General features: G+C 38.0%; 25 protein-coding genes and 3 tRNA genes. 10 read left to right on the forward strand and 18 right to left on the reverse strand.

Translation table 11 applies throughout. From position 1 onward, the window contains the following. Positions 1-21: 21 nt before the first annotated feature. Entirely contained in the window at positions 22-999 is a 978-nt protein-coding gene (locus tag FY049_RS14540; protein ID WP_224963816.1) for a ribonuclease Z, read from the reverse strand. Positions 1,000-1,273: 274 nt separating this feature from the next. On the opposite strand from FY049_RS14540, the gene rtcR reads away from it, so the two are divergent. Next, positions 1,274-2,875 (forward strand): RNA repair transcriptional activator RtcR, encoded by a 1,602-nt coding sequence (gene rtcR, locus FY049_RS14545; RefSeq protein ID WP_446083923.1) that lies wholly within the window; start codon positions 1,274-1,276, stop codon positions 2,873-2,875. Positions 2,876-2,924: 49 nt separating this feature from the next. Here the strand turns inward: rtcR and FY049_RS14550 are convergent, their stop codons facing one another. Next, a complete protein-coding gene (locus tag FY049_RS14550) occupies positions 2,925-3,557 on the reverse strand; it encodes an alpha/beta hydrolase (protein ID WP_004719268.1) in 633 nt (210 codons plus the stop codon). A gap of 124 nt (positions 3,558-3,681) precedes the next feature. On the opposite strand from FY049_RS14550, the gene yaaA reads away from it, so the two are divergent. After that, entirely contained in the window at positions 3,682-4,461 is a 780-nt protein-coding gene (yaaA, locus tag FY049_RS14555; RefSeq protein WP_004719270.1) for a peroxide stress protein YaaA, read from the forward strand. A 42-nt stretch (positions 4,462-4,503) separates the two neighbouring features. Here yaaA and FY049_RS14560 read toward each other — a convergent pair whose 3' ends face one another. After that, positions 4,504-5,076, reverse strand: a complete 573-nt coding sequence (locus FY049_RS14560) for a hypothetical protein (protein WP_056511990.1) — start codon at positions 5,074-5,076, stop codon at positions 4,504-4,506. A gap of 56 nt (positions 5,077-5,132) precedes the next feature. Between FY049_RS14560 and FY049_RS14565 the strand changes: the two genes are divergently transcribed. Together FY049_RS14565 and FY049_RS14570 are read left to right on the forward strand one after the other, a co-directional pair. Next, on the forward strand, positions 5,133-5,765 hold the full coding sequence (locus FY049_RS14565; protein WP_333664430.1) for an HD domain-containing protein: 633 nt from the start codon (positions 5,133-5,135) through the stop codon (positions 5,763-5,765). Between the two features lie 137 nt (positions 5,766-5,902). Then, complete coding sequence (locus FY049_RS14570; protein WP_004719277.1) at positions 5,903-6,592, forward strand: hypothetical protein; 690 nt, start codon at positions 5,903-5,905, stop codon at positions 6,590-6,592. Positions 6,593-6,628: 36 nt separating this feature from the next. Here FY049_RS14570 and FY049_RS14575 read toward each other — a convergent pair whose 3' ends face one another. Together FY049_RS14575 and FY049_RS14580 are read right to left on the reverse strand one after the other, a co-directional pair. Continuing rightward, on the reverse strand, positions 6,629-7,066 hold the full coding sequence (locus tag FY049_RS14575) for a PaaI family thioesterase (RefSeq protein ID WP_004719280.1): 438 nt from the start codon (positions 7,064-7,066) through the stop codon (positions 6,629-6,631). 108 nt (positions 7,067-7,174) lie between these two features. Continuing rightward, on the reverse strand, positions 7,175-7,420 hold the full coding sequence (locus FY049_RS14580; protein ID WP_004719281.1) for a hypothetical protein: 246 nt from the start codon (positions 7,418-7,420) through the stop codon (positions 7,175-7,177). Positions 7,421-7,586: 166 nt separating this feature from the next. Between FY049_RS14580 and FY049_RS14585 the strand changes: the two genes are divergently transcribed. Further along, positions 7,587-8,006 (forward strand): GFA family protein, encoded by a 420-nt coding sequence (locus FY049_RS14585; protein ID WP_004719283.1) that lies wholly within the window; start codon positions 7,587-7,589, stop codon positions 8,004-8,006. A gap of 108 nt (positions 8,007-8,114) precedes the next feature. Here FY049_RS14585 and FY049_RS14590 read toward each other — a convergent pair whose 3' ends face one another. From FY049_RS14590 to FY049_RS14615, 6 genes are all read right to left on the reverse strand, one after another. Further along, a complete protein-coding gene (locus FY049_RS14590) occupies positions 8,115-10,127 on the reverse strand; it encodes a lipase family alpha/beta hydrolase (protein ID WP_151957217.1) in 2,013 nt (670 codons plus the stop codon). A 103-nt stretch (positions 10,128-10,230) separates the two neighbouring features. Continuing rightward, positions 10,231-11,157 (reverse strand): ABUW_2363 family tetratricopeptide repeat lipoprotein, encoded by a 927-nt coding sequence (locus FY049_RS14595; protein WP_004719286.1) that lies wholly within the window; start codon positions 11,155-11,157, stop codon positions 10,231-10,233. A 149-nt stretch (positions 11,158-11,306) separates the two neighbouring features. After that, positions 11,307-12,131, reverse strand: a complete 825-nt coding sequence (cysE, locus tag FY049_RS14600; RefSeq protein ID WP_004719288.1) for a serine O-acetyltransferase — start codon at positions 12,129-12,131, stop codon at positions 11,307-11,309. Then, positions 12,131-12,964 (reverse strand): RNA methyltransferase, encoded by an 834-nt coding sequence (locus FY049_RS14605; RefSeq protein WP_151957215.1) that lies wholly within the window; start codon positions 12,962-12,964, stop codon positions 12,131-12,133. The genes cysE and FY049_RS14605 overlap by 1 nt, the downstream gene beginning before the upstream one ends. Positions 12,965-13,005: 41 nt before the next feature. After that, positions 13,006-16,578: a DNA polymerase III subunit alpha gene (gene dnaE, locus FY049_RS14610; protein WP_446083924.1), complete on the reverse strand. Its 3,573-nt coding sequence runs from the start codon at positions 16,576-16,578 to the stop codon at positions 13,006-13,008. A 467-nt stretch (positions 16,579-17,045) separates the two neighbouring features. After that, positions 17,046-17,918, reverse strand: coding sequence for an ATP-binding protein (locus FY049_RS14615; RefSeq protein ID WP_056511974.1), 873 nt, complete (start codon positions 17,916-17,918; stop codon positions 17,046-17,048). A gap of 201 nt (positions 17,919-18,119) precedes the next feature. Between FY049_RS14615 and FY049_RS14620 the strand changes: the two genes are divergently transcribed. The 5 genes from FY049_RS14620 to FY049_RS14640 all read left to right on the forward strand — a co-directional run bounded on the left by FY049_RS14620 (position 18,120) and on the right by FY049_RS14640 (position 20,869). Then, the gene (locus FY049_RS14620) at positions 18,120-19,631 is read left to right on the forward strand and encodes a DUF3336 domain-containing protein (RefSeq protein WP_056511973.1); all 1,512 of its coding nucleotides are present in this window, start codon (positions 18,120-18,122) and stop codon (positions 19,629-19,631) included. Further along, a complete protein-coding gene (locus FY049_RS14625) occupies positions 19,628-20,440 on the forward strand; it encodes a protein kinase domain-containing protein (RefSeq protein WP_446083925.1) in 813 nt (270 codons plus the stop codon). Before FY049_RS14620 ends, FY049_RS14625 begins: the two co-directional genes overlap by 4 nt. Positions 20,441-20,548: 108 nt before the next feature. Beyond that, a tRNA-Leu gene (locus FY049_RS14630) sits at positions 20,549-20,633 on the forward strand. Positions 20,634-20,674: 41 nt separating this feature from the next. Further along, positions 20,675-20,748: transfer RNA gene (locus tag FY049_RS14635), tRNA-Trp, on the forward strand. A 36-nt stretch (positions 20,749-20,784) separates the two neighbouring features. Beyond that, positions 20,785-20,869: transfer RNA gene (locus tag FY049_RS14640), tRNA-Leu, on the forward strand. Positions 20,870-21,041: 172 nt separating this feature from the next. Here the strand turns inward: FY049_RS14640 and FY049_RS14645 are convergent. The 7 genes from FY049_RS14645 to FY049_RS14675 all read right to left on the reverse strand — a co-directional run bounded on the left by FY049_RS14645 (position 21,042) and on the right by FY049_RS14675 (position 26,793). Further along, positions 21,042-21,245 carry a hypothetical protein gene (locus tag FY049_RS14645; RefSeq protein ID WP_004719296.1) on the reverse strand — a complete coding sequence of 68 codons (204 nt, stop codon included), beginning with the start codon at positions 21,243-21,245 and terminating at the stop codon, positions 21,042-21,044. A gap of 322 nt (positions 21,246-21,567) precedes the next feature. Next, positions 21,568-22,215: an alpha/beta hydrolase gene (locus FY049_RS14650; RefSeq protein WP_446083926.1), complete on the reverse strand. Its 648-nt coding sequence runs from the start codon at positions 22,213-22,215 to the stop codon at positions 21,568-21,570. 116 nt (positions 22,216-22,331) lie between these two features. Beyond that, complete coding sequence (gene gloB, locus FY049_RS14655; RefSeq protein ID WP_004719298.1) at positions 22,332-23,063, reverse strand: hydroxyacylglutathione hydrolase; 732 nt, start codon at positions 23,061-23,063, stop codon at positions 22,332-22,334. A 204-nt stretch (positions 23,064-23,267) separates the two neighbouring features. Next, a complete protein-coding gene (locus FY049_RS14660; protein WP_224963803.1) occupies positions 23,268-23,888 on the reverse strand; it encodes a hypothetical protein in 621 nt (206 codons plus the stop codon). Positions 23,889-24,089: 201 nt separating this feature from the next. Then, positions 24,090-24,785: a methionine ABC transporter permease gene (locus FY049_RS14665; protein ID WP_327857341.1), complete on the reverse strand. Its 696-nt coding sequence runs from the start codon at positions 24,783-24,785 to the stop codon at positions 24,090-24,092. Continuing rightward, positions 24,782-25,807, reverse strand: a complete 1,026-nt coding sequence (locus FY049_RS14670) for a methionine ABC transporter ATP-binding protein (RefSeq protein WP_262781877.1) — start codon at positions 25,805-25,807, stop codon at positions 24,782-24,784. Before FY049_RS14670 ends, FY049_RS14665 begins: the two co-directional genes overlap by 4 nt. Before the next feature lie 113 nt (positions 25,808-25,920). Beyond that, positions 25,921-26,793 carry a MetQ/NlpA family ABC transporter substrate-binding protein gene (locus FY049_RS14675; RefSeq protein WP_056511959.1) on the reverse strand — a complete coding sequence of 291 codons (873 nt, stop codon included), beginning with the start codon at positions 26,791-26,793 and terminating at the stop codon, positions 25,921-25,923. Between the last annotated feature and the right edge of the window lie 57 nt (positions 26,794-26,850).

The raw sequence follows: 26,850 nt of genomic DNA on the forward strand, positions 1-26,850 counted from the left end.
TATTTTAAAACCTTGGGACAATTACTTTTCCCAAGGTTTCCCAGTGCGAAGCTGTGTTAATTCGCCGTACATATTTAATTCATACTGATCAAAATCATCAGCAATATAAAAATTGCCATGATAGTACTGGGCAATTTCATCACCAATGGTCTGCACACCTTGTGCATCGTGGTAACGGGCACTGAGATGCGTTGCAATTAAATTGGATAGCTGAATCGATTCGGCAAACACAGCGACCATTTTCGCAGAACTGTGCATTGGACCTGCGCCTACTTTATCCAATACAGCTTGGGTATAGGTGGTTTCATGAATCAGTAGTGCCGCATCCTGACAAGCGTTGGATAGTAATTCTGGCTGGTCGTTATCTCCACCGACAATGGCGTAAACACTTTGAGTGTTTTGAATGAGAACATCTTGACTTAAGATGGACTGCCCATTCCACTCAATATTTTGACCTTGTTGTAGATCGCCCCAGAGTTTACCTTTCGGAATTTTGAGTTGATTTAAAACGTCAACATTCAGTTTGCGCTGAGTTTGTGTCGCTTTAAAACCATAAGCATAACTTGTCACACGGTGGTGTAAGTGATGAACGTCAATAGAAATATGCTCATCCAATTGCAATGGACTCGTCAATGTATTTACATCGATAAAATGTATTGGATAAGGCAGGAAAAGTTCAGTGAATTGACAGGTTGCTTCAAACCATTGCTGAATTTCTTTGGGTGCAATCAGCGTGATTGGATCTTTACGTGCATTCATACCAGCGCTTGCCAGTAAACCCATCAAGCCATAACAATGATCGCCGTGTACATGCGTAATGCAAATGGCTTTTAAATGTTGTAAAGAGAGTTTTGCTTGTTGAATACGATGCTGTGTACCTTCGCCTGCATCAAGCAATATCCAGTCTTTGCTTTTGCAATAATGAATCGCTAAACCTGACACATTGCGTGTTAATGTAGGCACACCAGAGGATGTCCCTAAGAATGTAAACTGTAACATGAGGAATTAAAACCTATTGAATATTTAAAATGTTTTCTATGATTGTTTTTACAACAAAGCAGAGTGGATTCCATCAAAAAAAGTGTCGAATCAGACAGTGATGGGAGAAGTGAGTAAAAGCTTTGTACATCAATAGTATAGTCGCATTATATTCAAAAAAGAAACTGAGATTTTTAAAATATTAAAAAATGACGGTATAAACAGTATTTGATTTTTGACAAAATAAAACTATGCTTTAAGCAAGATATATAAAATTTTATAGATTTATAGAAATATGCAAAAATTTAAAAAAACAGTCGTGATTGGTTTTGTGGGTTCAACTTTAGATCAAGGGAAAAAACTTGATCGCTGGCAACGCTGGCGTCCCACCATGAGTTTGTTGATGCATGAAGATTTAGTGGTTGATGAGCTGGTTTTATTACATGATCGCCGAAATGTCAGCTTAATTGATCATTTGCGACAAGATGCTTTAGAAATTTCACCGCAAACCCAAATTACTGGCCATAAGATGAATATCCGTGATCCCTGGGATTTTTCGGATATGTATGGTGCATTATATGACTTTGTAAAATCATATTCTTTTGATACTGAGAACAATCATTATCTATTACATATCACCACAGGTACGCATGTTGCGCAAATATGTTGGTATTTATTAATTGATGCGCATTATTTACCAGCCAAACTCATTCAAAGTGCACCTACAGGTAAACAACAACCTGAGGGTGAATATCGTATTATAGATTTAGATTTATCTCGATATGCAGCATTAACCCAGCGGTTTGAACATGAACAATCTGAAAATTGGCAGCAGTTAAAAGCCAATATTGCCACGAAGAACCAAAACTTTAATCAAATGATTCAAGAAGTAGAACTGGTTGCAACACGCTCAAGTGCGCCAATTTTGATTATGGGTGCAACAGGGGTCGGTAAGTCGCATTTAGCTAAGCAAATTTATCAATTGAAAAAGGAAAAATTTCATCTTTCTGGGCGCTTTATTGATGTGAACTGCGCAACGCTGGTTGGTGATAGTGCGATGTCGACATTATTTGGTCATAGTAAAGGTGCATTTACAGGTGCTATTGCAGCACGTACTGGTTATTTAAAAAGTGCGGATAATGGCATTTTATTTCTCGATGAAATCGGCGAGCTAGGGTTGGATGAGCAAGCCATGTTGCTCAAGGCCTTGGAGGATAAGTCATTCTTTCCTGTAGGAATTGATAAAGAGGTTCAGGCTGACTTTCAGTTGATTGCTGGAACCAATCGAGATTTACGTGAGGAAGTCCGTGCAGGGCGGTTCCGTGAAGATCTATGGGCTCGCTTAAATACATGGACCTTCTTTTTACCGAGCTTAAAAGATCGTGTGGAAGATATTGAACCGAACATCACCTTTGAGTTACAGCGTTTTGCTGTTGCGCATCAACGGCAGTTACGTTTTCATACCGATGCCTTAGAAAAATATTTAAAATTTGCGCAATCTTTAGACGCCAGTTGGCAAGGGAATTTTCGTGATTTAACTGCAAGCGTGACACGTATGGCGACTTTAGCCAATGGTGAGCGTATTGGTTTACATGAAGTAAATGCTGAGATTGGCCGACTACAACAAATTTGGAATATTGCTGAAAATAAAGAGGCTTTAACCCAATCGTCACTGATGAAAATTTTAAGTGCTGAACAAGTGGCGCAGATTGATGAATTTGATCGTATTCAATTGCAGGGGGTGATTGATGTTTGCCAAAAATCGAAATCCATGGCCGATGCTGGACGGCGTTTATTTTCTGTATCTCGCGAGCAAAGACAAACCACCAACGACAGCGATCGCGTGAAAAAGTATTTGGCGAAATTTGGTTTGAGTTGGGATGATGTGAACGGATAAATAAAGTGAATCACTCACCTTATTTATCCTAAATTTTTTAAATTCAGATTTATGGCACAAGAAGAAAACGCGAAATTGCGATTCTTAACTGCTTTAAATAACCTGTAAAGAAATGGTTTGCACCTGGCAATACGGTGATCAAATGACGTTGTGGTTTCGCCCATTCAAGCAAATCAGAGAGTTTAGTCGTCGGATCTGCTTCACCGTGTACAAACAGGATATCGCCTTTAATTGCTGGGGTAACATAATGACGTAGACCATCTACAGTGGATGTTGGTAAACCACATAAGATCACTTGTTGCGGTTTAATTTCATCAGGGAGCGCATGATAGGCTTTTGCCATTACATGTGCACCAAAACTAAAACCGCCAACATAGAAAGGTAGACTTTTGTGTAATTGTCTAACGTGTCTAATGACCTCTAGAATATCTTCAGTTTCAGCAAAGCCTTCATCATGGATTCCATCGCTTTGTCCAGAACCGCGAAAACTTGGGCGATAGACCACACAACCCTGTTCAGAGAGGATTTGTGCAAGTAAAGCAGGAACTTTATGTTGAGGTGTACCACCTTGCAGTGGGTGAGGATGACAAACGACAGCAAAACCTTTTACTTCGCCCACAGGATAGTCAACAAAAACTTCAATTTTGCCAACCGAACCTTGAATGAACAGTTGTTCGGACATAATTTAAACGATCATAAGCAGGGAAGTGCGATAGTTTACCGATTCTGTTCACAGAAAACATGAATTGGAATTAAAATATCCCGACTGTTATAGTTTGATTAGTTATTTTTTGATCAGGAAGACCATGCTCGCCTTAATTTCCCCTGCTAAGACACTCGATTACCAGTCAGCACTCCCGACCGATACGCACACTCTACCAAGACTGCTGGATCAATCTCAACAGCTTATAGACCTAAGTCGTAAACTCTCCGCTTCAGATATTGCCAGTTTGATGAGTGTCAGTGAAAAAATTGCCAATCTCAATGCGGAGCGTTTTCGTGACTGGAATGCTGACTTTAGTTTTGCCAACGCGCGACAAGCAATTTTTGCATTTAAAGGCGATGTTTATACAGGTCTGGATGCTTATAGTTTGTCGCAAGACGATCTCAATTTTGCGCAAGATCATTTACGCAGCTTATCCGGTCTATATGGCTTATTACGTCCTCTTGATTTAATGATGCCGTATCGTTTGGAAATGGGAATAAAACTTGCCAATACCCGTGGTCATAATCTTTATGAGTTTTGGGGGGATCGAATTACCGATTTGATCAATCAGGATTTGCAACAAAGCGGCTCAACGTTATTGGTCAATATTGCTTCTGATGAATACTATAAATCGGTCAAGGAAGCAAAAATTCAGGCTGATATTATTAAACCAGTATTCTTAGATCAGAAGAATGGTAAATATAAAGTGATTAGCTTCTATGCTAAAAAAGCGCGTGGCTTAATGGCTCGATACATCATTCAAAATCAATTGAAAAAAATGGATGATCTTAAATCCTTTAATACTGATGGTTATTATTTCGATGCCGAGAGTTCATTGAAAGGTGAACTGGTATTTAAGCGTGATGAGCAAGTTGCTTAAGTATTTCAATCGTTTAATGTATTGAAAGAGAGTTGGCTTGCTTTAAGCCAGCTCTTTTTCAAAAATAATGTATTCATGACCAAGCGAATTTACCGCTTTGATTTGAACAAAATCAAAGCCATCTAATTTTAATCTCTCAACAGAAATTATTTCCCCCGAAATAAGCTCAATTTCACCGTCTTGATTGAGAAAATCATCTAGTTCTTCATCATAATCTATATTGTGATAGACACTAAAAATGATCTCGAATTGATCCTGATTGTCCTGATCTTTATAAAAATGGATTAACGGTCTTTCGGTGATTTGTTTATGTGTAAACTCATCGCAGAACATGGGATCATAGCCATGTTGCGTACCATCAAAAAGTAAAATTTCTTCATTGCTTTCTACATCTACCGCGTAGATGAGTTCTGGTGCAAAGTCTGTCCCACAAATGAGCTGATATTCTTCAAAAATATCTCCATAATATTTGATTTTAAATCTTTTATTTTGTGTGGAGGACTGTATTTGACCTCGCCATTCAATATCAATGAGATCTTGAAAATAGTCAGCGTGTTTATAACAAGCAAATTTGTCTAAATGAGAAGGGGCTAAAAATTTTGATTTATTGATCATGGGATAACAGCCAAAAGTGTTGTATTAATATATAAAGTCTTAGATGTTCTATAAATATGATCATAGCTAAAACAGAAAATTACCTCAAACCATTCAATCAATATTGGGCTGAATTTGCGAATCAGATAGAAATCGAAACAGAGCAGTGTATTTTTTTACAGCAGTTGCTTGTTGCTGCTTATACTGAGCCACAACGTCATTATCATACGGTTCAACATATTGTCGAATGCCTTGAGTTATTTCACCAAGTAAAAGCGCAATTGAATGATCCTGTTGCTGTTGAGTTGGCAATTTGGTTTCATGATGCCGTTTATAATCCACAAGCAAAAGATAATGAGCAACAAAGTGCTCAATTAATGCACAAGCATTGTGTGGGTATTTTAACGCAATCGGTCTTAGACAAAGTTTCTCAATGGATCATTGCAACACAAAAGCATCAGCCGTCTAAACAGCATGATTTAAATTATTTACTTGATATCGATTTGGCTATTTTAGCTAGTCCAGTTGAACGTTTTGCAGAATATGAACAGCAAATTCAACAAGAATACGCGTGGGTTGATGCTGAAATCTATAAAGTCAAAAGAGCAGAAGTTTTACAGCATTTTTTTCACATGCAACCTTTGTATCAGACTGAATATTTTAGAAAAAATTTTGAGCAAAATGCGAAAGTAAATTTGTCAAAACTTTAAAGGTGAATCTAGATCAGCATAGAAATCGTTATTATTCGGTCTTTTATGGATTTGCTGATTTCATTTTTATATTTAAATTTCATAACTTTAAGTATTTATTTTATTAAGAAACCTTAGTTTATATTTAGGAAAATATTTTGAACATTGTCAATATTTTGAGTTTATCAGTGCTTGTTTTCTTAAGCGCTTGTTCTCAACAAAATTCTCAGAATGCAGCTCCAGCGGAGTCTACGAAAAAAGTAGCGATTGCAGCAGATAATAATGACAAAGTTGATCGTGCAAAAGCTGATTCAGGAAAGTCAAGCAGTGAAGTTGAAGTCGAAATTCCTACGACTGTTACTGAAGCAAAAATAGAGCATAAATCTAAAGCGTTAAATTATCCTGATGAGCTTATACAGCAGGTAAAAGATGCACAGAAACATTGTAAGCAAGCTGTAGCGGTTGATATGAAAGATGTTGTTACGGTTGTGGATTTAATTGGGGATGATCAGCCAGAATATATTTATGAACCTGACTCAATTCGGTGTGTTGAAGATGGTGTATTTAGAGGGCATGGGGGAGATCAGCTGGTGATCTACCAATCTAAAGATCATAAAACCATACAAGAAATTTTTAACAGTGCGGTATTTTCTTATCAGATTATCAATAATCAAGCCAAAGCTATCGTTCAAGTCGAAGTTGGTGGGGGATATTGTGGGCAAAACATGGCAGAAATTAGCCGTGCAGAAGCAATCAATTGTAAGCGTAATTTGGAATGGGATGAGAGCCTAAAACAGTTGAAGATGGGTAAGATGTATGTTGATGAACCGAAGGCTAATGCTGAATAAGTGCTATTCAATATAAATAGCACTCTAAGCAGTCAATTATGTACGAATAATCATACAGGTCGCTGTTGCATGTGCATATAATTTGCCATCTTCATCGACCAATTTCCCTTCAGAAATGGCAAGACTTTTACTTAAATTAATCAACTGTCCAATAGCAAATAATTGCTTATTTTGAGGTACAGGGCGGCACATTTTTACATTTAAATCGATGGTGCCATAACCTACGCCTGCTTCTAGGGTGGTATGTACTGCACAACCTGTTGCTGAGTCTAAAACTGTTGCTGCAAAACCGCCATGTACGCCGCCTAAAGGATTTAAATGACGTTGGTCCGCTTTGACTTTAAAACTTGCATGACCATGCGAAATTTCATGTAAATCCATCGGGATGGTTTCACTAATCGATGCTCTAGGAATTTGTCCAGCAACCATTGCTTGTAGAAATTCAAGCCCTGTCATTTCTTTTGGGTGTTTCATATATTTATCCTTTATATAGGGTTCTAAAAGAGAACTTAAAGTAAAATATGATGTTGGGGGATTTACTGTCAAACTTTTTATTGAATTTGAACGATTGAGTTGATCTTTTTAATGTTCAAAATCGTAGAATTTTTCAATATGGTTGGATTGATGAATGATTTTTAAATCAATTCTTTCACCCGTTGCCCACGTGGCAATCGATGCTTGTAAGTCGACATCAATAATATCGAGCTCTTTACATAAGGTTTGATCACTTTCAATCACAATGAATTGAGGTGATTGTGTCTTTAGGCACTTTGCAATATACCGTTGAATATTTTGGAGCTGATAAACATCTATAATTTTATAACGCATACTTTTCCAAATATTATATTTAAATTGTTGTATTGACTAATTTAGAGTGAATCATTTCGCTTTTCAATTAAAAAACATGGATATGATAAAAAATATCTGTTTCACTATAATTTCACTACATCATCGTAGTATCTTTGTGGAAAATTTATAAAACAAGGAAATCATTATGAAAGGGCAATGTGTTTGTGGGGCAACAACTTTTACGGTTGAATTAAAAAATCATGATGTTCATGCGTGTCATTGTTCAATTTGCAGAAGACAAACGAGCGGTGTAATTATGACGATTGATGTCGAACAGGGCAGTTTACAGTTTACTCAAGATGAGCACTTAAGTATTTATAATTCTTCTGATTGGGGCGAGCGAGGCTTTTGTAACTGCTGTGGCACAAATTTATTTTGGCGGACTAAAGACCAGAGTTATTGCAATATCAATGCATTTGCATTGGATCAACAGCCTCAAGATATAAAATTCGATATGGAAATTTTTATAGACAATAAGCCTGAGTTTTATGCTTTTAACAATGAGACAAAAAAACTAACCGAAGCAGATGTAATCGCGCTTTTTGCAGGAACCACTGATTTATAAATAAGTTATTCACTGATTCGGATAAGACCTTAGATTTTTATAAAACCAATAATCCTATGCCAGCCAATTTAAGATTGACTGGCATTTTTATGTGCTTGGACGCTGAGTTTAAGGTTTATAAAGCCCAAGCTCAGTCAAATGTAATCTTAAAATCCGTCTAAGTTCCAATACGGCTTCAGGTGTCTCTTGGATTGAATGGCCACCCTTGATAATTTTCTCAGATACTGCGCCGTCTAAATGTGAGCTGGTATATGGAACGATTCCATCCGTCATGACGTTAGGATCAGTGCTATTGGTGATATTCCCCATAATTGAATGATAGATCATGTCTTTCTTTGGCATAACGTTTTCAGTCAATTTGGTGAAGTTTGAGCTATGGCTTAAGTCACTTGGACCATTTTGAATCAGTCCATGCCCAACATCTTTTAAAAAGTTTTTTGCATTTAAATCACGATCATCTATAGAGTCAGCTAAAGCTCCCAAGAAGGCGCCTGGCAGCTTAATAATTCGACGAGCAGCCAAAGTGAACCAGCGATCAGCAAATGCAGTACCACGATGTGGTGCTGAAATAAAAATAGCACGATCAAAATTAGGCACAGATTGAATAGTCAAGCGCGATTTGAACATTGGATCATCTTTAAATTTATCAAATTTACGATTGTTCAACATCTTTAAGGCTGGTTGTGTCAGATTGGCATCACTGACTAATAAGCGCGCAATAATCCCGCCCATACTATGCCCAATCAACACGGCATCTTTAGCAGAAGCAGAATTTTGATTAATTGAAGCAAAACCTTGATTAATGATAGCATTGATCTGAAAACGGCTTTCTAATATTGGCATATTGGTTGAATAAAAAACCTGCCAAACTTGATAGTGCTCACGCAATACATTGTCGCCCATAATATCATTGGTTAAACGAATCCAAGCTTCAGGGCTACTGGCTAAACCGTGTACCAAAACAATCACTTTTTTATTCGGGTTGTACGGTTCAAGCATATATAAATGAGGCATGGTCAGGCTTTGATCACGATCGATTAAGCTAAGATAAGCCGCAATACCTAAGTTATTTTGAGCCAGCCATAGACCATAGGGAGCTGAAAAGTTTGCAGCAAGCGGGTATTGTTTGCCACCAATTTTTAAATTTTCAATGCTATAAGGATCATAAACATTCAGTTGAAAGTTTGGGTTGTGTAAGATGTTTTGTAGTGATTCATTTGCATTTTCAGGTTGTGCTGCAATACTAACCGATAAATAACGTGGTTGATGAATATTGGGATTCATGCCATTTTTGTATTTATAATCAAATGGATTCACAATATATTTGTTTTCTTCAGGTGCTGTCGTGTTGGGTAAAATTGCGACAAATTCTGCACCGAAACCGTCTCTACGGTTGATCGAACGTAAACCTGAAAAGTTTAAATTATAGCTTGAAACAAGATCCTCTAGTTCAATCTGAGCCAGTGCAGGGTAACCATTAAAGTTAATGCGATAAGTGCTTTTGCCAACTTTAATTTGTTTTGCTACTTTTTGGTTTTTATTTCTTACGGCATATGTCGAAATCAGTTTAGCTAAGGCTTGATTATAAAAGTCACGTATCTGAACTTGTCGGTTATTAAAAATACGGTCTTGAGGTTGGCGTTCAGTTTTAAATAAATAGGCATAACTATAGCGGATGCTGTTATCTAACATCACCATTTGCTGATCTAAACATTGCTCATAGTTTTTCTGCGAGGCTTGTTGTTTGTCAGTGGATTGATGCTTAGAAAAAAGACTGACTTTACAATCTGATGAGTCGCCAAGATTGATTGCTTTGGTTAAGTAAATTTCACTTGCGGTCGAAAGCAGTTGTTCATCTTGAATCTGTGGGATTTCAGCTAAATCTGCCACACATTTTTCGGGTTCATCTGTACAAGATTTGGCTTCTCGTCCAGTCATCGACAAGACATTTAAGCTGGCTTCACTCATTTTTGAACGGGTCAAAATGCTGTCACGTTCATTGGTAATGGTTACATTCACCTTTTGATTTTTTACACTGACAACTTGGCATCCAGATAAAATCAATGGGCTCATTGCTAAAGCACAAAGCAAAATATTGTTTTTTGAGTATTGCATAATCATTAACTAGATCAATCTTTGTCTGAATCATACGTTAGTTTTATTCAATTTATAAACAAAAAAATAGACTGAATGTTCAGCCTATTTTTTTCAAAAATTTATAAATTTATTTTGCTAGAGCTGGGTTTTTCAAAACCTGCCAAACGTTGTAACGACCTTGCTTTTCAATTTCTTGAATTAAGCGATCTGCAACTTCAGCTTCTTCTGGGTATTTCACTTTATAGTTTTTCAAGGTTTGGATCGCATTTTTCTTTTGCTCCATACCAATAAAGTTGTTTGCAGAAGATAAATAGGCTTCTTGAACACCTTGTTTGATGGCTTTATCTAAATATGGGATCGCTTCTTTTTGACCGCCACCCTCAGATAAAGAGAAACCAAACCACAAGTTTGCTTCAGCATCATCTTTGTTGATTTTAAGAATACGTTGAGCATACTCTAATGACTTGGTGGTATAAGAAGAACCTAGGTCAAGGTTACGTCCCAAAACACTGGCTTTAAATGCACGAATCAAAATATCAAAAGAAGCATTTGGTGCTGCAGCTAATTGGTCAAGCTGAGTAGAGACTTCTTTCAACTTAGCTTCAAAGCCTTTACGTTCTTTACGATCACTAAATTGTGGTGGGTAATGACGTGCTTTGCCTTCAACCATTTGTAAGAAATCATCAATTGCAGTGATGTCAATTTCATTGTTTCCAGCAAGTACTGCATATTTCATAGCACGTTGTGAGCTATTTACTGTAGGTACAATCAATTTATTGGTATCTAAAATGATTTTTTGGCTTGGATTTGCAGGATCAGTAACTTCGAGTTTGTTTACAGGTTGAGCCGATGCTTTTTTTAACTCTAATTCAAAAACAGGCGGTTGCGAGTAATCGAAAGGGTTTAATGCATAGAACGGAGGAGACAATTCAGGCTCAGTGTAAATAAAAGGCTCGTTTGCATCTATTTTATTTTGTTGCTTGGTGGGTGTTGTTGAACACGCAGTAAGTAATGATGTTGCGAGCAATGCATATGCCAAAGGCTTAATCGTCATGTGTTTCTTCCATTAATTTATATTAAAAAACGTGCATGCGCATCAGTCTATGAAAAGACGTCTGAACATGCAACTTGATTTGGTTCGTATTATTAAAAATTATACATTACAGTCTATTGACACTTCATTTTGTGAAGTATTAAGCAACCTTATGCTTTCGATGAGTGGTTTTGTGCTGCACATTCACGTCTAACTTCTTCAATAATTTTGATTTCATCATCACTCAAAGGCTGTTCAATATTGTGCTGTAAATTGAACGTTGGGTCTAAAAGTGATAAACGCTGGCACAAACTATTGATGCGTTTTTCATTTTGTTCCAAACGATCTAACAGAACACGCATGCCGTCCAGCATAGGGTCGGATTGTTCTGGTACGGCTGCATAGGCTTGAAATTCTGTGTTTTCAATGCCACTGCTCATTTCTTCTGGACAACTTGGTTCTGGTGTAGTGACGATTTCTTTATCTTTGCTAATAAAGCGAGCAGGGTTGCCTACCGCAGTGACGCCATCAGGTACAGCTTTAGTTACAACAGCATTTGAGCCTACTTTGGCATTTTTACCGACCACAAAAGGACCTAGGATTTTTGCACCAGCACCTACTACAACACCATCTGCTAAAGTCGGATGACGTTTACCTTTATTCCATGTCGTGCCGCCTAAAGTCACCCCATGATACAAGGTGACATCATCACCAATTTCTGCTGTCTCACCAATCACCACACCCATGCCATGATCGATAAAAAAGCGTTTACCTATTTTAGCGCCAGGGTGAATCTCAATACCTGTTGCAAAACGACTAAAAGAAGACAAAATGCGCGCTGAAGTTTTGCAATCTTTTTCCCATAATTCATGGGCAACACGATGCATCATTAATGCATGTATCCCAGGATATGTGGTTAAAACTTCAAATGTATTACGCGCAGCAGGATCTCGCGCAAATACAGCTTGGATATCTTCTTTAAGCTGTTTTAGCATTAGTTTTGATCCTCATCTTTTGACTTTTTCCATGTACCATTATTTAAGGCTTGAACTCGACTAAAAATGCCTCTTAATAAATGATATTCCATCTTATCTAATTGTATACGCCCAAATAATCGACGCAAGCGTAAAGGCAGTAAACGCGGGTTTTTAGGGTCTAAAAATTCGATATCAGCCAACATTTTTTCGATATGCGGATAAAACTGTTCCATTTGCTCATGTGTGACCAAAGGTTCATCCCAATGCATATCTTCTGAATCTGTTACACGCATCACTGCTTCAGTATCCAGTTTCTTATCAGCCAGTTCTAATGTTGCCATACGCATTTCATAGCACAGTACCTGAATTGCTTGAGCGACATTTAACACACCATAATCACTATTCACAGGTACGGTGACGTGAAAGTTTGCCAGAGCAAGCTCTTCATTGGTTAAACCGCGATCTTCACGACCGAAGACAATAGCGATTTCTTGTTGGTGTTGGATAACAGCCTGCATTGATTTTTGCGCTGCAGGGCGTGCGTCAAGCAAAGGCCACGGAATAGTGCGACTACGCGCACTTGTTCCAAATACAATATGACAATCTTTAATGGCATTTTCTAAGCTGTCGACAATTTCTATGTGCTCAATCAGATCTGCCGCACCAGCTGCCAACGCATCTATATCTGGGTGAGGGTAGGTTTTAGGCGCAACGAGCACAAGTTTAGTTAAGCCCATTGTTTTCATTGCACGTAGAGCACTTCCGATATTGGCAGGAAGTGTCGTATTGACCATGACAATACGTACATGACTTAAATGCTGTGAAATCACAGCATTGTCGAAAATATCCATGAATATTCCAAAATATTAAGCTTTAAATTCAAATAGGGAGGTTAGGAGAATTGGCCTGCATCTGCCATATAGTCATCCATTGCATCATCCATACTCATATTTTCTGGCGGTGGTGCAACTTGAGTCGGTTGGGCAAGTCCACGATGATCCACGGCTTTTGCCGCTTTAGATTTGACTTGGTATTCAATATGAATAGATTCTTTACCAAAGTAATCACGTAATTTGGAAAGTAACTCATCCAATGGGGCAACTTTCCATTGTTGACCTAAATGTAACTCAGCCGTGGCATAGTCATAATCTAACTGAATCTGCATTGGGATATGTTGACACATATCGACATTACAGAAGGGCAGTAAGATCTTTTGAATATCCGAGGCTAAAGTTTTCGTCATCACTTCAGTATTCAGTGTTATGGCAATGCTATTGGCACGCTTTTGTCGAATTTCATTGAGGGTAAATGCTTTGGTCAAACGCCCCATAGGGCGGTCAAAACCTTCACGTTCATAAATTTCACCTTCAATCACCACCACTTTTTCATTTTGAATAATGTCTTTAAAGCGTTGGAAGCGTTCATGATTCGCAGAGACTTCGATACGTGCTGTGCCGTCATCAAGGGTAATCATCATCCGATTCGGGAAATTGGCAATATCGACCACTAAACCTGCGAAAACAGTAGTTACACCACGACGAGTAGGGGTTAATTCATTAATTTTATTTGGAATAAATGATTTTAACTCTGCACGATAGACATCAATTGGATGACCTGTCAGATATAAACCCAATGTGTCTTTTTCGCCTTTTAGACGCACTTCATCAGACCACGGTTTTACAGGTTTAGCTGGCTTACGTTGAACCTCTTCAACTTCACCAAATAAGTCCATAATGCCCGTTTCACGATTTGAACGTGCCTGTTCAGCGGCTTGGACAGCTTCTGGAAGTTGAGCCATTAAACTTGAGCGTTCAATTCCCAAGCAGTCCAGTGCGCCAGCACGAATCAATGCTTCCAATGTTCTTTTATTGATTTTTTTCAAATCTACACGGTGGCAGAAATCAAATAAATCTTTAAAAGGACCATCTTGCTCGCGTGAATCAATCACGGATTGCATGGCCTGTTCGCCGACACCTTTAATTGCACCTAAACCATAAATAATGGTGTTTACATCACTGGCATAGAATTGGTAAAACGACATATTTACCGATGGCGGCAATACCACTAAGTTGTTGATTCGGCAGTCATCAATTAAAAATACAATGTTATCTGTATTTTGCATTTCCGAAGACATGACCGCAGCCATAAATTCAGAAGGGTAATGTGCTTTTAACCAAGCCGTTTGATAGGCAACTAAAGCATAAGCGGCGGCATGTGATTTGTTAAAACCATAGCCTGCGAATTTTTCCATATAGTCAAAGATATGGTTGGCTGTACCTTCATCAATATCTTTTTTCGCAGCACCTTCAATAAAGGTGGCACGTTGCTTGACCATTTCCTCGACTTTCTTTTTACCCATCGCACGACGAAGTAAATCTGCACCACCCAGTGTATAGCCTGCACAGAACTGTGCGGCTTGCATCACCTGTTCCTGATATACCATGATTCCATAAGTGGGTTCGAGTACACTTTCTAACAGCGGATGTAAGTATTCAAACTCACCACCATGCATACGATGGATAAAGTCGGGGATAAGGTCCATTGGACCCGGTCGATATAAGGATACGAAGGCAATAATTTCTTCAAATTTACTTGGGCGTGCTTCTTTAAGCATTTTTTTCATGCCCACGGATTCAAACTGGAATACCGCGGTGGTATTTGCGTCAGCAAATACTGCATAGGATTTAGGATCGTCCAAAGGAATGTTTGAAATATTTAACGGCTTATCAGATTGAATACGCTTATTAATATTTTGAATCGCATCTTCAATTACAGTAAGGTTACGTAAGCCCAAGAAGTCGAATTTTACTAAGCCCGCAGCTTCTACATCATCTTTATCGAATTGGGCAACCCGTCCTGTGCCATCAGCTTCACACAAAATTGCCGAATAATCGGTGATTTTGGTTGGTGCGATGACCACACCACCTGCGTGTTTACCTGTATTACGGGTAATGCCTTCAAGCTTGAGCGCCATTTCCCAGATTTCAGCAGCATCATCATAATCTGGGTTGGATGGATTGGTCACAATATCTTTAAGTTGTGGTTCAGCCTCAATAGATTCTTCTAAGGTGAGACCTAAAGGTTTAGTCGGAATCATTTTAGAAATACGATCTGCTAAACCATAAGATTTACCTAAAACCCGTGCTACATCTCGAATCGCACCTTTAGCAGCCATGGTACCGAAAGTTGCAATCTGAGAAACCGCATCACGACCATAATGGCGTGCCACATAATCGATGACCTTATCACGCCCAGCGATACAGAAATCGATATCAAAGTCGGGCATGGATACACGTTCTGGGTTTAAGAAACGTTCGAAGAGTAGGTCATAACGCAGCGGGTCTAAGTCAGTAATTTTTAAACTATAAGCGACGAGTGAGCCTGCACCTGAACCACGACCGGGACCTACAGGAACGCCATTGTTTTTAGACCATTGAATAAAGTCCATGACGATGAGGAAGTAACCGGGGAAATCCATTTTATTGATAATGCCAAGCTCATAGGCCAGACGTTCATCATAAGGCTTACGAATTTCAGCCCAATCTTCATCACGTGTTTCAACAGGGTAAAGGAAGTCTAAGCGTTCTTCTAAACCAATTTCAGAGAGATGCTCAAAGTAAGAATGGATGGTATGACCTTCCGGAATTGGATAGTCTGGTAGGTCATGGAATCCTAAACGGAGTGAAACTGTACAACGCTTTGCAATTTGTAAGGTATTTTCTATCGCACTTGGAATATCTGCAAATAGCTGAATCATTTCAGCAGAGGTTTTAAAATATTGCTCAGGGCTGTATTGCTTAGGACGTTTACTATCGCCTAGAACATAACCATCTGCGATACAAACGCGTGCTTCATGTGCTTCATAATCTTCTGGTCTAACAAAATGCACATCATTATGTGCCACAACACCAATATTATATTTTGCAGCGAGTTTAACCGCTTCTTCATTGAAGCTTTCTTCTAATGGGCGACCTGTACGCGTCAGCGCTAAATAAACACGATTGCCAAATTTTTCGATCCATTGTTCTAACAGCGGTTCGGCTTTTTCAGGATAAGCGGCACAGAGCATTTCTCCGACATCACTATGTAGACCCAAAAGTACAATAAGGTCTTGAGACTGTTCAAGCACCCATTCTTTTTGTACACATGGAATCGACAGTTGTTGTCCTTCAATAAAGCCGCGAGAGACAATTTCAGTCAGTCCACGCCAGCCCTTATTGGTCATCGCCAGTAAGGTTGCTTTATGGTTTGCATCGTTTAATCGAATTACACTGCCGAAAATAGGTTTAATCCCTTTCCCCAGCGATTTGTTATAAAACTTAACTGCTGCATGCAGGTTGGATAGGTCTGTAATGGCTAAAGCAGGCATTTCATCAGATGCGGCAGCTTTAATCAGATCAGGTATACGTACGATCGATTCTGTAATCGAGAATTCGGTATGAATACCAAGATGAACAAACTGCATAGACCTATCCTATATGAAACTGTCGGCTATTTTATCACGCTTAAACTGCGATGTGCTGAAATAAAATGTTCTGGGTGAATTATTGCTTTGTATTTAAGTATTTGAAATATATTTAAATATACTGAATTTTTTAATTTTGGCTTTTAGTTGCATGATTAACCAGCAGTCAGCTTGAGTTGTGTGTTGATGGTCATTTTTACATAGAAACAAATAATTTAAGCTTTAATTGAGTGATATTGATTGAATAAAACAGGGGAATCCATTCAAGCTATTGTTATCGAATCAGACAAAGATACAGTGAGATTTTATCGGGTGATAAATGGGTTTAGCATGAATGAGCTTATTGGACGTTTTGATATCGCTATTCGCTTAGCTTACTTATTCTTATCGCACATGATCTAACTGATAAATAATAAAAGCCCTGACTATTATTCAGTTAGGGCTTTGTATATCTAAAAAAGTGGGACTTATAAAGCCTTTAAACGTTCTGAACCAATCCAATGTTTAGAAAATTGATATGCTGCACGCCCTGAGCGTTGACCACGAGCTTGACACCATCTTAATGCTTCAGCACGTACATCATCAGCAAAGGGCATGTCTGCTTTTGCTAAATAATGTTCCACAATTTCTAAATAAAGATTTTGATCCATCGGATAAAACGACAACCACATACCGAAACGATCTGATAAAGAAATCTTTTCTTCGATGGCTTCTTGTGGGTGCAACTCTTTATATTGCGGTACATCGACTTTGGTTACAGGCGTGTTTTCATGCATAAATTCAGGTAATAAATGACGACGGTTACTGGTCGCATAAATCACAAAATTACTTGAGCCAGATTGTAGCGAGCCATCTAAGACACTTTTTAAACTACGGTAATTTTCATCTTCAGCATTAAATGCCAAGTCATCACAATAAACGATGAACTTTTCTGGACGATCTTTAATAATTTTTTGAATTTCTGGCAAGTCAGACAAATCATCTCGTTCAATTTCAATTAAACGTAAGCCTTGTTCTGCATACTGGGTAAGTAAAGAACGGACAATGGATGATTTTCCTGTGCCGCGTGAGCCAGTCAGTAAAATATCGTTGGCAGGTAAACCGTGTAGAAATTGTTCAGTATTTTGTAAAATTTTAGCTTTCTGACGTTCAATCCCTTTAAGATCATCCAAATGCATTGCTTTCGGGTTATAAATCGCTTTGAGTTGTTTATCGTGCCACCTAAAAGCCACTGCTTCAAAGTCGGTATCCTTTTTTGTTTCAGGAAGGACTTGATGTAACTGATCAAGAACAGTGGATAATTTTTGGATGATATTGTCAGGTAAGTCGAAAGTTGCCATATCCGTTCGCTATTTTCAGAAATTACAATGTGTGGTTGATATTAGCACAGTAATTTTATTGAGCTAATCTCAATAGGCGATAATTGGAATCTAAAGCAAGAATTAAATGACTTATGGTAATTGATTATCTGGTTATTTTTCAGCATAGTTTATCGACAGGTATCTAAAAGTGTCGGATTAAAAATCAAAGGAATATTAGAAATGTTATTAGAACTTACTCAAGATTTAAATCCGCATCAGGCTTATCGTATTAAAAAACTAAAAAGAAAACTGAAACATGCGGAAAACTATGAAGAGTGGAAATCTATAGCGTTAAAACTGGATGAAGAAACGGGGGCACAGGAGTGGAAGCTGGATAATACCTCTCCATATTTTGATGCTGAAATTATTTCCCATCGGTTAAATTTATTGCGTCGTTATCGTCTGCAAAATCGCACCCAAGATTTGATGTATATCTTACGAGAAGGATTTAGTCACGATGTTGCCAATATCGGGCATCCGATGCTATTTGCACATACCTATGTTGGAACTAAAAAAATAATTGAAGATTATATCGATGAAGTCAGTAATAGTTTGGCATTCATTGCTTCAGAAAGTTGCCAAGCTTTGTGTCATGAAAGTAAAAGGAAGTTTTTTGAAAACTGTGAAAAGGCCTATGGTCAGCCCGCGCTGATGTTTTCAGGCGGTGCTACATTAGGTTTATTTCACAGTGGTGTTTGTAAGGCATTAATGGAACAAGACTTAATGCCAAAAGTGCTTTCTGGTTCGAGTGCTGGGGCAATCATGACGGCGATGCTGGGGGTAAATGAACCGGGTGAAATTCCAAATCTGCTCAGTGGTGACCAGTTTTATAGTGAAGCCTTTCACTTCCGTAGCTTAAAAGAATTAATCAAAGGCAATGGTGGTTTTGCAGATGTCCGATATCTTAAAAAGTTCTTGGTCGAAAATTTAGGTGATGTAACCTTTCAGGAGGCATTTGAAAAATCAGGCTTGGATATCAATGTCACCGTCGCGCCTTATGATGTTTCCCAAGAAGATGTACGAATCATGAATAAATATACCTCACCAGATTTATTGGTCTGGAGTGCAGTATTGGCATCATGTGCTGTACCGGTTTTATTTCCACCTGTGCGTTTGATCAGTAAACGTTACGATGGTGTACATACCCCTTATTTGGCAAATACGCGTTGGGTGGATGGCAGTGTCCGCAATGATTTCCCCCAAGAGCGCATGTCACGTCTTTATAATTTGAATTACACCATTGCCAGTCAGGTTAATCCACATATTGTACCGTTTATGCAGAATGATGAAGAACGTTATCGTAGAGATTTACTGAGTTGGCCTGAACGTATTGTGCGTAGTCAAGGACGCATGGCTGCAATGGGGATCATGGATTTTGCCAGAGGTCGTATGGGACGAGTTCCTTCTATGCGTCGTTTACTCGATCACGGTTACGGTATTATTGACCAGCGCTACTATGGTGATGTCAATATTATTGGGGAGTATAGTCTGCGCCATTATAGCTATATGTTACAGAACCCACGCCCATATCTATTCAAGCTGTTGCAACGAGAAGGTGAGCGTGCAACTTGGCCAAAAATTTCAAGCATAGAAACACATGCGCGTATTGGTAAAACAATCCAACATTGTCTAGAAGTTTTGAATCATCCAATGACGAAAGATATACCCGCAGAACAATTGACCGAAGTATGAGCCAAAGCAGAATTCTTCCAGTTGCATATAATTCAATCCAAAGTCAAAAATTTGGTCGCCGTGTTTATCAAATTCAACAGGGACAGCAATGGTTTTGGTTGAAATTACAGCTCAAAAATTCAAATCGCTATTATAAACAGCACTTTTTCAATGAACTGAACTGTTATAGCGAGTTGAATGCATTGGAGACTGAAGCTCAACCTGTATTGTTAAATTTTTCAATATTTGATCCATTTCAGCAATTTAAAATTGAAGAAGAGGTCATTGATCAAGCTTTATGGGTGGAAGATGTCCCAAAGCTTTTTCAGGATCTGCCTGATCGACTTAGTTTGGCTGAAATTGGTAAGCGATTAGTACTCAGCTTAGATGTGCTTGAACATTTGCATGACTATGGTTATCTGCATGGCGATATCAAAGTTGAGCACTTTCGAGTTAAGGATGAGAAAAGTTATTTGATTGACTTTGAACAGGCTGTAAACATCGCTCAAGAGGCAAATTTAACCAGTATCGCAACACATACAGCAACACCAAGGTATATGGCACCAGAATTGTTTCATGGGCAACCAAAATCATTTCAATCCGATATTTATGCGTTGGGAATCGTTTGGTTGGAGTGGTTGACACAACAGCGCTTATCGGCGAAAAGCTATCAAGATTGGGCATTTTTGCATTGTCAGCAGCTAAATGTGGTGTTACCACAGCAATTTAAAATTTTTGAAATGGTTTTAACAGAGATGTTAATGAAAAAAATAGGGCAACGTTGCTCAAATATTTATCAAATAAAACAAGTATTAAGCCAAATTGTTTAAACAAAAAGCAGTATTTGCAACATTTGTTTTTTATTTAAACAAACGAGTGTCTTTTTCGAAAAAAGGGCTTGTCATAATAAAACGATCTCTATAATATACACAGCCATTGGGGACGTGGCGAAATTGGTAGACGCACTGGATTTAGGTTCCAGCGCCGCAAGGTGTGAGAGTTCGAGTCTCTCCGTCCCCACCAAGCAATTCATTTTGTGGTACTAAAACAAAATGAAGGGTTATAGAGGATTGGTGTAATGGTAGCATGACGGTCTCCAAAACCGTTCGTCAAGGTTCGAATCCTTGATCCTCTGCCAAGTTATTTAAAAAGACTACAGTGTTAGTTTTTATTCGGGGACGTGGCGAAATTGGTAGACGCACTGGATTTAGGTTCCAGCGCCGCAAGGTGTGAGAGTTCGAGTCTCTCCGTCCCCACCATATTTAAAAAAGCATGATGAAAATCATGCTTTTTTTATGCCTAAATTTTTATTCTGGCTATGCTATATCTTGATCACAGGTTTTGGGGATTTAAAATTTTATTCAGATCAATAAAAAGACCTAAACAAAATCATTTAGGTCTTTTCAAAGAGAAACTTCATTTAGACACTTACTAAGCTTTTAAGTGATCTTCAAATTCTTCACCGAGCTGCATTGCTAAGTTATTACCAGATAAATCACAAGTGACTAAACCATATTCTTTTTTAAAGCTGAAAGTAAATCCTTTTCCATCAGCTAAATTTTTTACTGAATAGCCTAATTTTTCTAACCAAATACGAAAAGCGATTAAATTCTTTGCCTTTACAACCTTTTTCACAGAAGATCTCCTTAATTCCTGCCTATAAATTTAATAGGGGTGATCATTAAATTTTTAAAGGGGAAATTTGATGAAACTTATTTTTTATATCAATATTTGAGCAATTTGAGAAATGACGCTTTTGTATCAATGCGTATTTTTTTGCTATCAATATGGATGAAATGTGAATTTACTTAAAAATTTTTAAATAAAACAACCAATTAATTAAATATTAAAACTGTGCTTGTAATATTTTGATGCAAAGATATCGTTTTAAAAAAGCAGAATTTTTCTCATTTTTACTTTGGCTAAATGTAAGTAAATTTAACAGAAGTATAGGTTATTATGCCTGTATGGGATGATGTTGATCTAAGAAATCTAAAATATCGCCAAACAGTTGTGTCTGATCTTTGCCTAAAGTCATGAGATGCCCTGTATTGGGATAACTTTTAATCTGTTTTTTTGTAGAATTCACATGATTATAAATGGTTTGTGCACTGGATTGATAATGTGCATCATCTAACTCGCCATACAATAAAAAAATAGGTGCGCGAATTAAAGAAACATTGCTTATGGTTGCGGCAACAAACTGATGAAATGCATGTAGTTGTATTGCTGCTTTATTTTCTAAGTTTTTTAAGTCTAGCTCTACATTGCTATTCTGAAATTGATGGAGATATTCAGCATAGTGCTTTAGTCGCTTAAAAAGATCATTTACACTTCGATCCTGTGGCGCAGACATGCTAATACATGCCTCAATTGGAAAGTGCTCAGTGAGTTTTAACGATAAAATTGCACCTAAAGAAACCCCAATGACAGCAATATGCTTATAACCCTGATTTTCTAAGAGTTGATAAGCATTATATGTATCTTGCCACCAATCATCTGTAGTGTAATTGATAAACTCATCAATCGTTAAACCATGCCCGGCGTAGCTAGGTGCATAGCAAGTGTAGCCATGTTTATGCAGAAATTTTGCTAAGGCCTTCATATCTTGAACGGTACTGGTATAGGCATGTAATAACAGTACCGCCCGCTGAGAGGCTTTTAAAAAAGAGGCTTAGACTGGCGCAGTTTTAACATTGTGGGGACAATAATCGTGATTGCTTAAAAATGATCTTTCAATGCACGAATACGCGCAAATTCCTCAGCACTTTCTACACGTAAAAAAGGATTGGTTTCAAGTTCAAGTTCAATGGTGCTGGGCAAGGTGATTTTCCCATGTTCACGGAGCTGTTTGATTTCTTCGGCACGTTGTTGTATCGCTCGGTTCTCTGGCTCGATATGCAAAGCGAATTGTGCATTAGAAAGCGTATATTCATGGGTGCAGTAAACTTTGGTTCTTGGTGGTAAAGCAGCAAGGCGATTGAGAGAGTGATAAAACTGTTCAGCAGTTCCTTCAAACATACGTCCACACCCCATAGCAAAAAGGGTATCACCACAGAAAACACTGTCTAATGCATCAATAAAATAAACGACATGCCCTAGGGTGTGACCTGGCACAGCAATAATGTCGATGTTTAATCCATGAAATTCAAATTGATCATCGTGTTGTAGCGGGTAGGTAATAAAAGGAATGTGACTCAGTTCAGCGCGTGGCCCATAAACAGGAATATTATGATCTGCGATTAATTCTGGAACACCACCAATATGGTCTTTATGCCAGTGTGTGAGCCAAATTTGTTTTAAATTCAGCTGATGCTCAAGGCAATAATCTTCAACCAGCGATGCTTCAGTGGGGTCAATTGCAACGACATCATGGCTTTGACTGTCTTCGATCAGCCAAATATAGTTTTGTAATTGATTTTTTACATCTATGACGTGAATTTTAAATTGCATCGTTGAATTCCATGGATATGCTGACACAAATTTAATAGCAAAATCAGGCTATAGACAAGTTAGAAAACTGATTACAGTCTTTTTTATGTGAAAACATATGTAATTCGACAGTACTGCATGCTGTTTGCTTAAACAAACAAGTCATATGGTAGGTTATTCTTTTAGAGAATAGTATATAGATCAATATGCTATTCTCAATAAAACTTAACAGGCCATCCCTTGGTTGATTTCTAATTTACTGAGTTTGCCATTTTTAAAACTAAAATCGACATAACTGCGATAGCCTGTTTCAAATTCAGCAGGATTTTTTAAAAACTCTTTGGCTTCCGATGCCGTTAAAATTAAAACACTGGTGCCTGTTTTGGCGCTGTTTGGGAAGTCTTTTTTAAATTGATTGATGCTATACAGATTAGTGATGGGTTTATTGTTAATCAGGATTGTATCCGTGATCGCTGGCGCATTTGACCAAGAAAGCCAAACTCGTCCTTTGGTTGTGCCAAGTTGTTGAAAAGTATTTTTGCTTTTATAAAATGCGTCAGACTTAATCTGTGGATTGTCTTCACTATAAATTTCAAACATCAGTTTTTTCCCTAATGCAGTAGAGCTTGAGTATTCATAGTTCCCACTACATTCTGAAAATGCTTTTGTAGTTTTTTGAGAGGTGTTTCCAAGCAATTTTTCAATTTGTGTTGCACTTACTGCTTGGTTGAGCTCGACACCATTGACTTTTACTGTGGTGGTGTAATCTTCTGAATGTTGCGCAGCAAAACTGCAAATAGGTAGCATAAGGAGCAACGGGGCGATGGTTTGGGTAAAATTATTCATTTCAAATATTTCTTAAGTTTTCTATAACTTAATCAGTTCTGAAGGATTGATCAAGAGCAGATGATCAAATGAGTAGAATTAAAAAGGATCTATAAATTTTATAAGTATTTATATCTGTAGCTAACTCAAGAAATAAAAAATACCCTCAACAAGGAGGGTATGATTTTAGAACGAAGAACAACTGGAAATGGCAAGCAAGGATTATCGAAGCTTAGATAACCAATTTCCAAGACTCTGTACAATTTGTACAAGGATCAATAAGACAATCACAGTGAGATAAACCACACTTTGATCGAAACGTTGATAACCATAAGAAATAGCTAAATCACCAATACCGCCAGCGCCTACAGCACCCGCCATCGCTGTTGCACCAATCAAGCTAATGGTTGCTGTAGTAAGGCTCAGAATGAGTGAGCTACGAGATTCAGGGATAATAAATTTAAAAATAATCTGCCAAGGCGATGCACCCATTGCCTGTGCAGACTCAATAATCCCTTCGTTCACTTCAAGCAATGATGTTTCTACAAGACGACCAATATAAGGACCAACATAAATGGTCAACGGTACAATCGCCGCCCAAGTACCGATTGTTGTACCCACGATCACTTTGGTCAGTGGAAAAACCGCAATCAATAGAATAATAAAGGGGAGCGAGCGTAGTGCATTGACGATAGGATTTAAAATCTGATAGACAGCACGATTGGGTAAAATGCCATTAGGGCGAGTGACCAGCAAGGTAATTGCTTGAATAAAGCCCCAAATGGTACCAAACAGCATTGCAAAAATGACCATTTGAATGGTTTCTTGCATCGCTGTAACAAATTGGTCAATGCTTAAAGAGCTTTTCCAAAATGGTGCAGTAAGCGTAGTGAGCCATTGTACAATGAGTTCTCTCATAGTCTAACTCCTGACTGTTCCACCTTGACCCCATTTTTTTCAAAGAAATCTATGGTTTGGCGAATGCTTGCAGCATCTCCCAAAAGTTGTATAAACATTTGACCGATGACTGAGCCATTAATTTCAGTCATATTGGCAAATAAAATATTTAAGCTGACATCAAATTGCTTAATTGCTGCTTGTACCACAGTCTCTTGCGCTGAAGTACCCAAAAATTGCAGGCTATAAATACTTTTATGATTTTGATTTTCGAGATTGTTTAAGATATTAACAGGGAGCTGTTGCTGTAAAACAGTTTGAATAAAATTTTTCGTCGTCGGGTGTTGCGGTTGACTAAAAATTTCTAAGGTAGAGCCAGTTTCAATCACTTTGCCTTGTTCCATGACCGCAACATAATCACAAACAGATTCAATCACATCCATTTCATGCGTAACCATGACAATGGTAATCCCTTGCTCTTGATTAATCTTTTTAAGCAAAGCAAGAACAGATTTCGTGGTTTGTGGATCAAGCGCAGAGGTTGCTTCATCACAAAGTAAAATTTTGGGGTGGTTGGCCAAGGCGCGTGCAATACCGACACGTTGCTTTTGACCTCCCGAGAGTTCATCTGGAAAAGCATCTTTTTTGTGCTTTAGATCAATAAACTCAAGTAACTCATTTAAACGTTTTTCACGTTGGTCTTTACTGACACCTAGCAACTTTAACGGCATTTCAATATTGTCAGCTACAGTTTTGGTTTGTAGTAAATTGAAATGCTGAAAAATCATGCCTATATTTGCACGTTCTTGACGTAATGCACGTGCATCAAGTGCCGTAAAGTCTTTTTGATTAATGATGACTTGCCCTTGGTTAGGACGCTCAAGCAAGTTAATCAAACGGATTAAGGTACTTTTACCTGCACCACTATAGCCGATAATGCCAAAAATACTGCCCGCTGGAATCTCAAGATTAATCTGATCCAGCGCACGTATGGTTTGACCTTTCAACTCATAGTGTTTTGAAATGTTTTTAAATTCAATCATATCGTCAAAAACTATAGCAAAAAGAAAAAACAGGCAAATTCACTTTGCCTGTTTTATGAGGGCCTACAGACCTTTCATAAAAGAATGGTCAATAGACCTGATCCATTATAAAACTATTTTGATTCTGTAAGATAGCTTACAGGTTTATTCACATCAACTTTAGTTCCACCGAAGTGTTCTTGAACATATTTACCTACAGCAGGAACATGATATAACTCACCCACTTTTTTCAAAAGGGCATCATCTTTACGTGCATCTGCAACAGCAAGTACGTTGACATTCATTTTGGTTGTTTGGTCAACTGGCTCATAATAAACCGAATCTTTAAGCACGTTTAAACCGCCTTCCATTGCCAAAGTATTACCTAAAACAATTGCATCAACTTCATCTTTAGCACGTACCGCAGTCGCCATTTGAATAGGTTTGATAACAATTTTCTTTGCATTTTCAGTAATATCAGCAGGCGTGCCTTTAACTAAATCAAAGCCATCTTTCAATTTGATGAGACCAGCAGATTGTAAAAGTAACAATGCACGCGATTCATTTGCGCCATCATTTGGAATAGCAATGGTTGCGCCATTGGCAAACTCTTCAACTTTTTTAACTTTACTAGAATAAATACCCATTGGCTCTAAATATGTTGTAGAGATTGGTGCAATTTTTTCTTTGTTTGATTGATTGAAAGCAACAAGATATGCATAAGATTGAAATGCATTGATATCGACTTCTTTGTTTGCCACAGCAGTATTCATTGCAACATAGTCAGTGAAGTTTTTAACTTCTAATTTAATTCCAGCTTGCTTTGTTTCTGGTAATGTTGCGATATAGCGCCAAATATCTGCATCTGAACCTGTAGAAGCCATGGTAACGACTTGTTCTTTACCTGCATCTGCTTGAGCAGCATCATTTTTTGGAGCTTCTTGTTTTCCACAGGCAGAAAGAGTAAGCACAGACGCGCTAAGTAAAACGCCAAACAGCTTTTTCATGAATAAATCCTAAGTAGCAAATGCAGTAGAATTTTGTCCTTTGCATTCTCGATCATT

The sequence above is a fragment of the Acinetobacter sp. 1125_18A genome, assembly GCF_052824985.1.

Coding starts and splice junctions, on each gene's coding strand:
- yaaA (WP_004719270.1), top strand. CDS start 3,682: ATGCTCGCCTTAATTTCCCCTGCTAAGACACTCGATTACCAGTCAGCA.
- FY049_RS14620 (WP_056511973.1), top strand. CDS start 18,120: ATGTTATTAGAACTTACTCAAGATTTAAATCCGCATCAGGCTTATCGT.
- dnaE (WP_446083924.1), bottom strand. CDS start 16,578: ATGCAGTTTGTTCATCTTGGTATTCATACCGAATTCTCGATTACAGAA.
- gloB (WP_004719298.1), bottom strand. CDS start 23,063: ATGCAATTTAAAATTCACGTCATAGATGTAAAAAATCAATTACAAAAC.
- FY049_RS14560 (WP_056511990.1), bottom strand. CDS start 5,076: ATGATCAATAAATCAAAATTTTTAGCCCCTTCTCATTTAGACAAATTT.
- FY049_RS14665 (WP_327857341.1), bottom strand. CDS start 24,785: ATGAGAGAACTCATTGTACAATGGCTCACTACGCTTACTGCACCATTT.
- FY049_RS14670 (WP_262781877.1), bottom strand. CDS start 25,807: ATGATTGAATTTAAAAACATTTCAAAACACTATGAGTTGAAAGGTCAA.
- FY049_RS14540 (WP_224963816.1), bottom strand. CDS start 999: ATGTTACAGTTTACATTCTTAGGGACATCCTCTGGTGTGCCTACATTA.
- FY049_RS14605 (WP_151957215.1), bottom strand. CDS start 12,964: ATGGATATTTTCGACAATGCTGTGATTTCACAGCATTTAAGTCATGTA.
- FY049_RS14590 (WP_151957217.1), bottom strand. CDS start 10,127: ATGATTATGCAATACTCAAAAAACAATATTTTGCTTTGTGCTTTAGCA.
- rtcR (WP_446083923.1), top strand. CDS start 1,274: ATGCAAAAATTTAAAAAAACAGTCGTGATTGGTTTTGTGGGTTCAACT.
- FY049_RS14595 (WP_004719286.1), bottom strand. CDS start 11,157: ATGACGATTAAGCCTTTGGCATATGCATTGCTCGCAACATCATTACTT.
- FY049_RS14550 (WP_004719268.1), bottom strand. CDS start 3,557: ATGTCCGAACAACTGTTCATTCAAGGTTCGGTTGGCAAAATTGAAGTT.
- FY049_RS14650 (WP_446083926.1), bottom strand. CDS start 22,215: ATGAAGGCCTTAGCAAAATTTCTGCATAAACATGGCTACACTTGCTAT.
- FY049_RS14675 (WP_056511959.1), bottom strand. CDS start 26,793: ATGAAAAAGCTGTTTGGCGTTTTACTTAGCGCGTCTGTGCTTACTCTT.
- FY049_RS14580 (WP_004719281.1), bottom strand. CDS start 7,420: ATGCGTTATAAAATTATAGATGTTTATCAGCTCCAAAATATTCAACGG.
- cysE (WP_004719288.1), bottom strand. CDS start 12,131: ATGCTAAAACAGCTTAAAGAAGATATCCAAGCTGTATTTGCGCGAGAT.
- FY049_RS14660 (WP_224963803.1), bottom strand. CDS start 23,888: ATGAATAATTTTACCCAAACCATCGCCCCGTTGCTCCTTATGCTACCT.
- FY049_RS14625 (WP_446083925.1), top strand. CDS start 19,628: ATGAGCCAAAGCAGAATTCTTCCAGTTGCATATAATTCAATCCAAAGT.
- FY049_RS14585 (WP_004719283.1), top strand. CDS start 7,587: ATGAAAGGGCAATGTGTTTGTGGGGCAACAACTTTTACGGTTGAATTA.
- FY049_RS14565 (WP_333664430.1), top strand. CDS start 5,133: ATGATCATAGCTAAAACAGAAAATTACCTCAAACCATTCAATCAATAT.
- FY049_RS14575 (WP_004719280.1), bottom strand. CDS start 7,066: ATGAAACACCCAAAAGAAATGACAGGGCTTGAATTTCTACAAGCAATG.
- FY049_RS14615 (WP_056511974.1), bottom strand. CDS start 17,918: ATGGCAACTTTCGACTTACCTGACAATATCATCCAAAAATTATCCACT.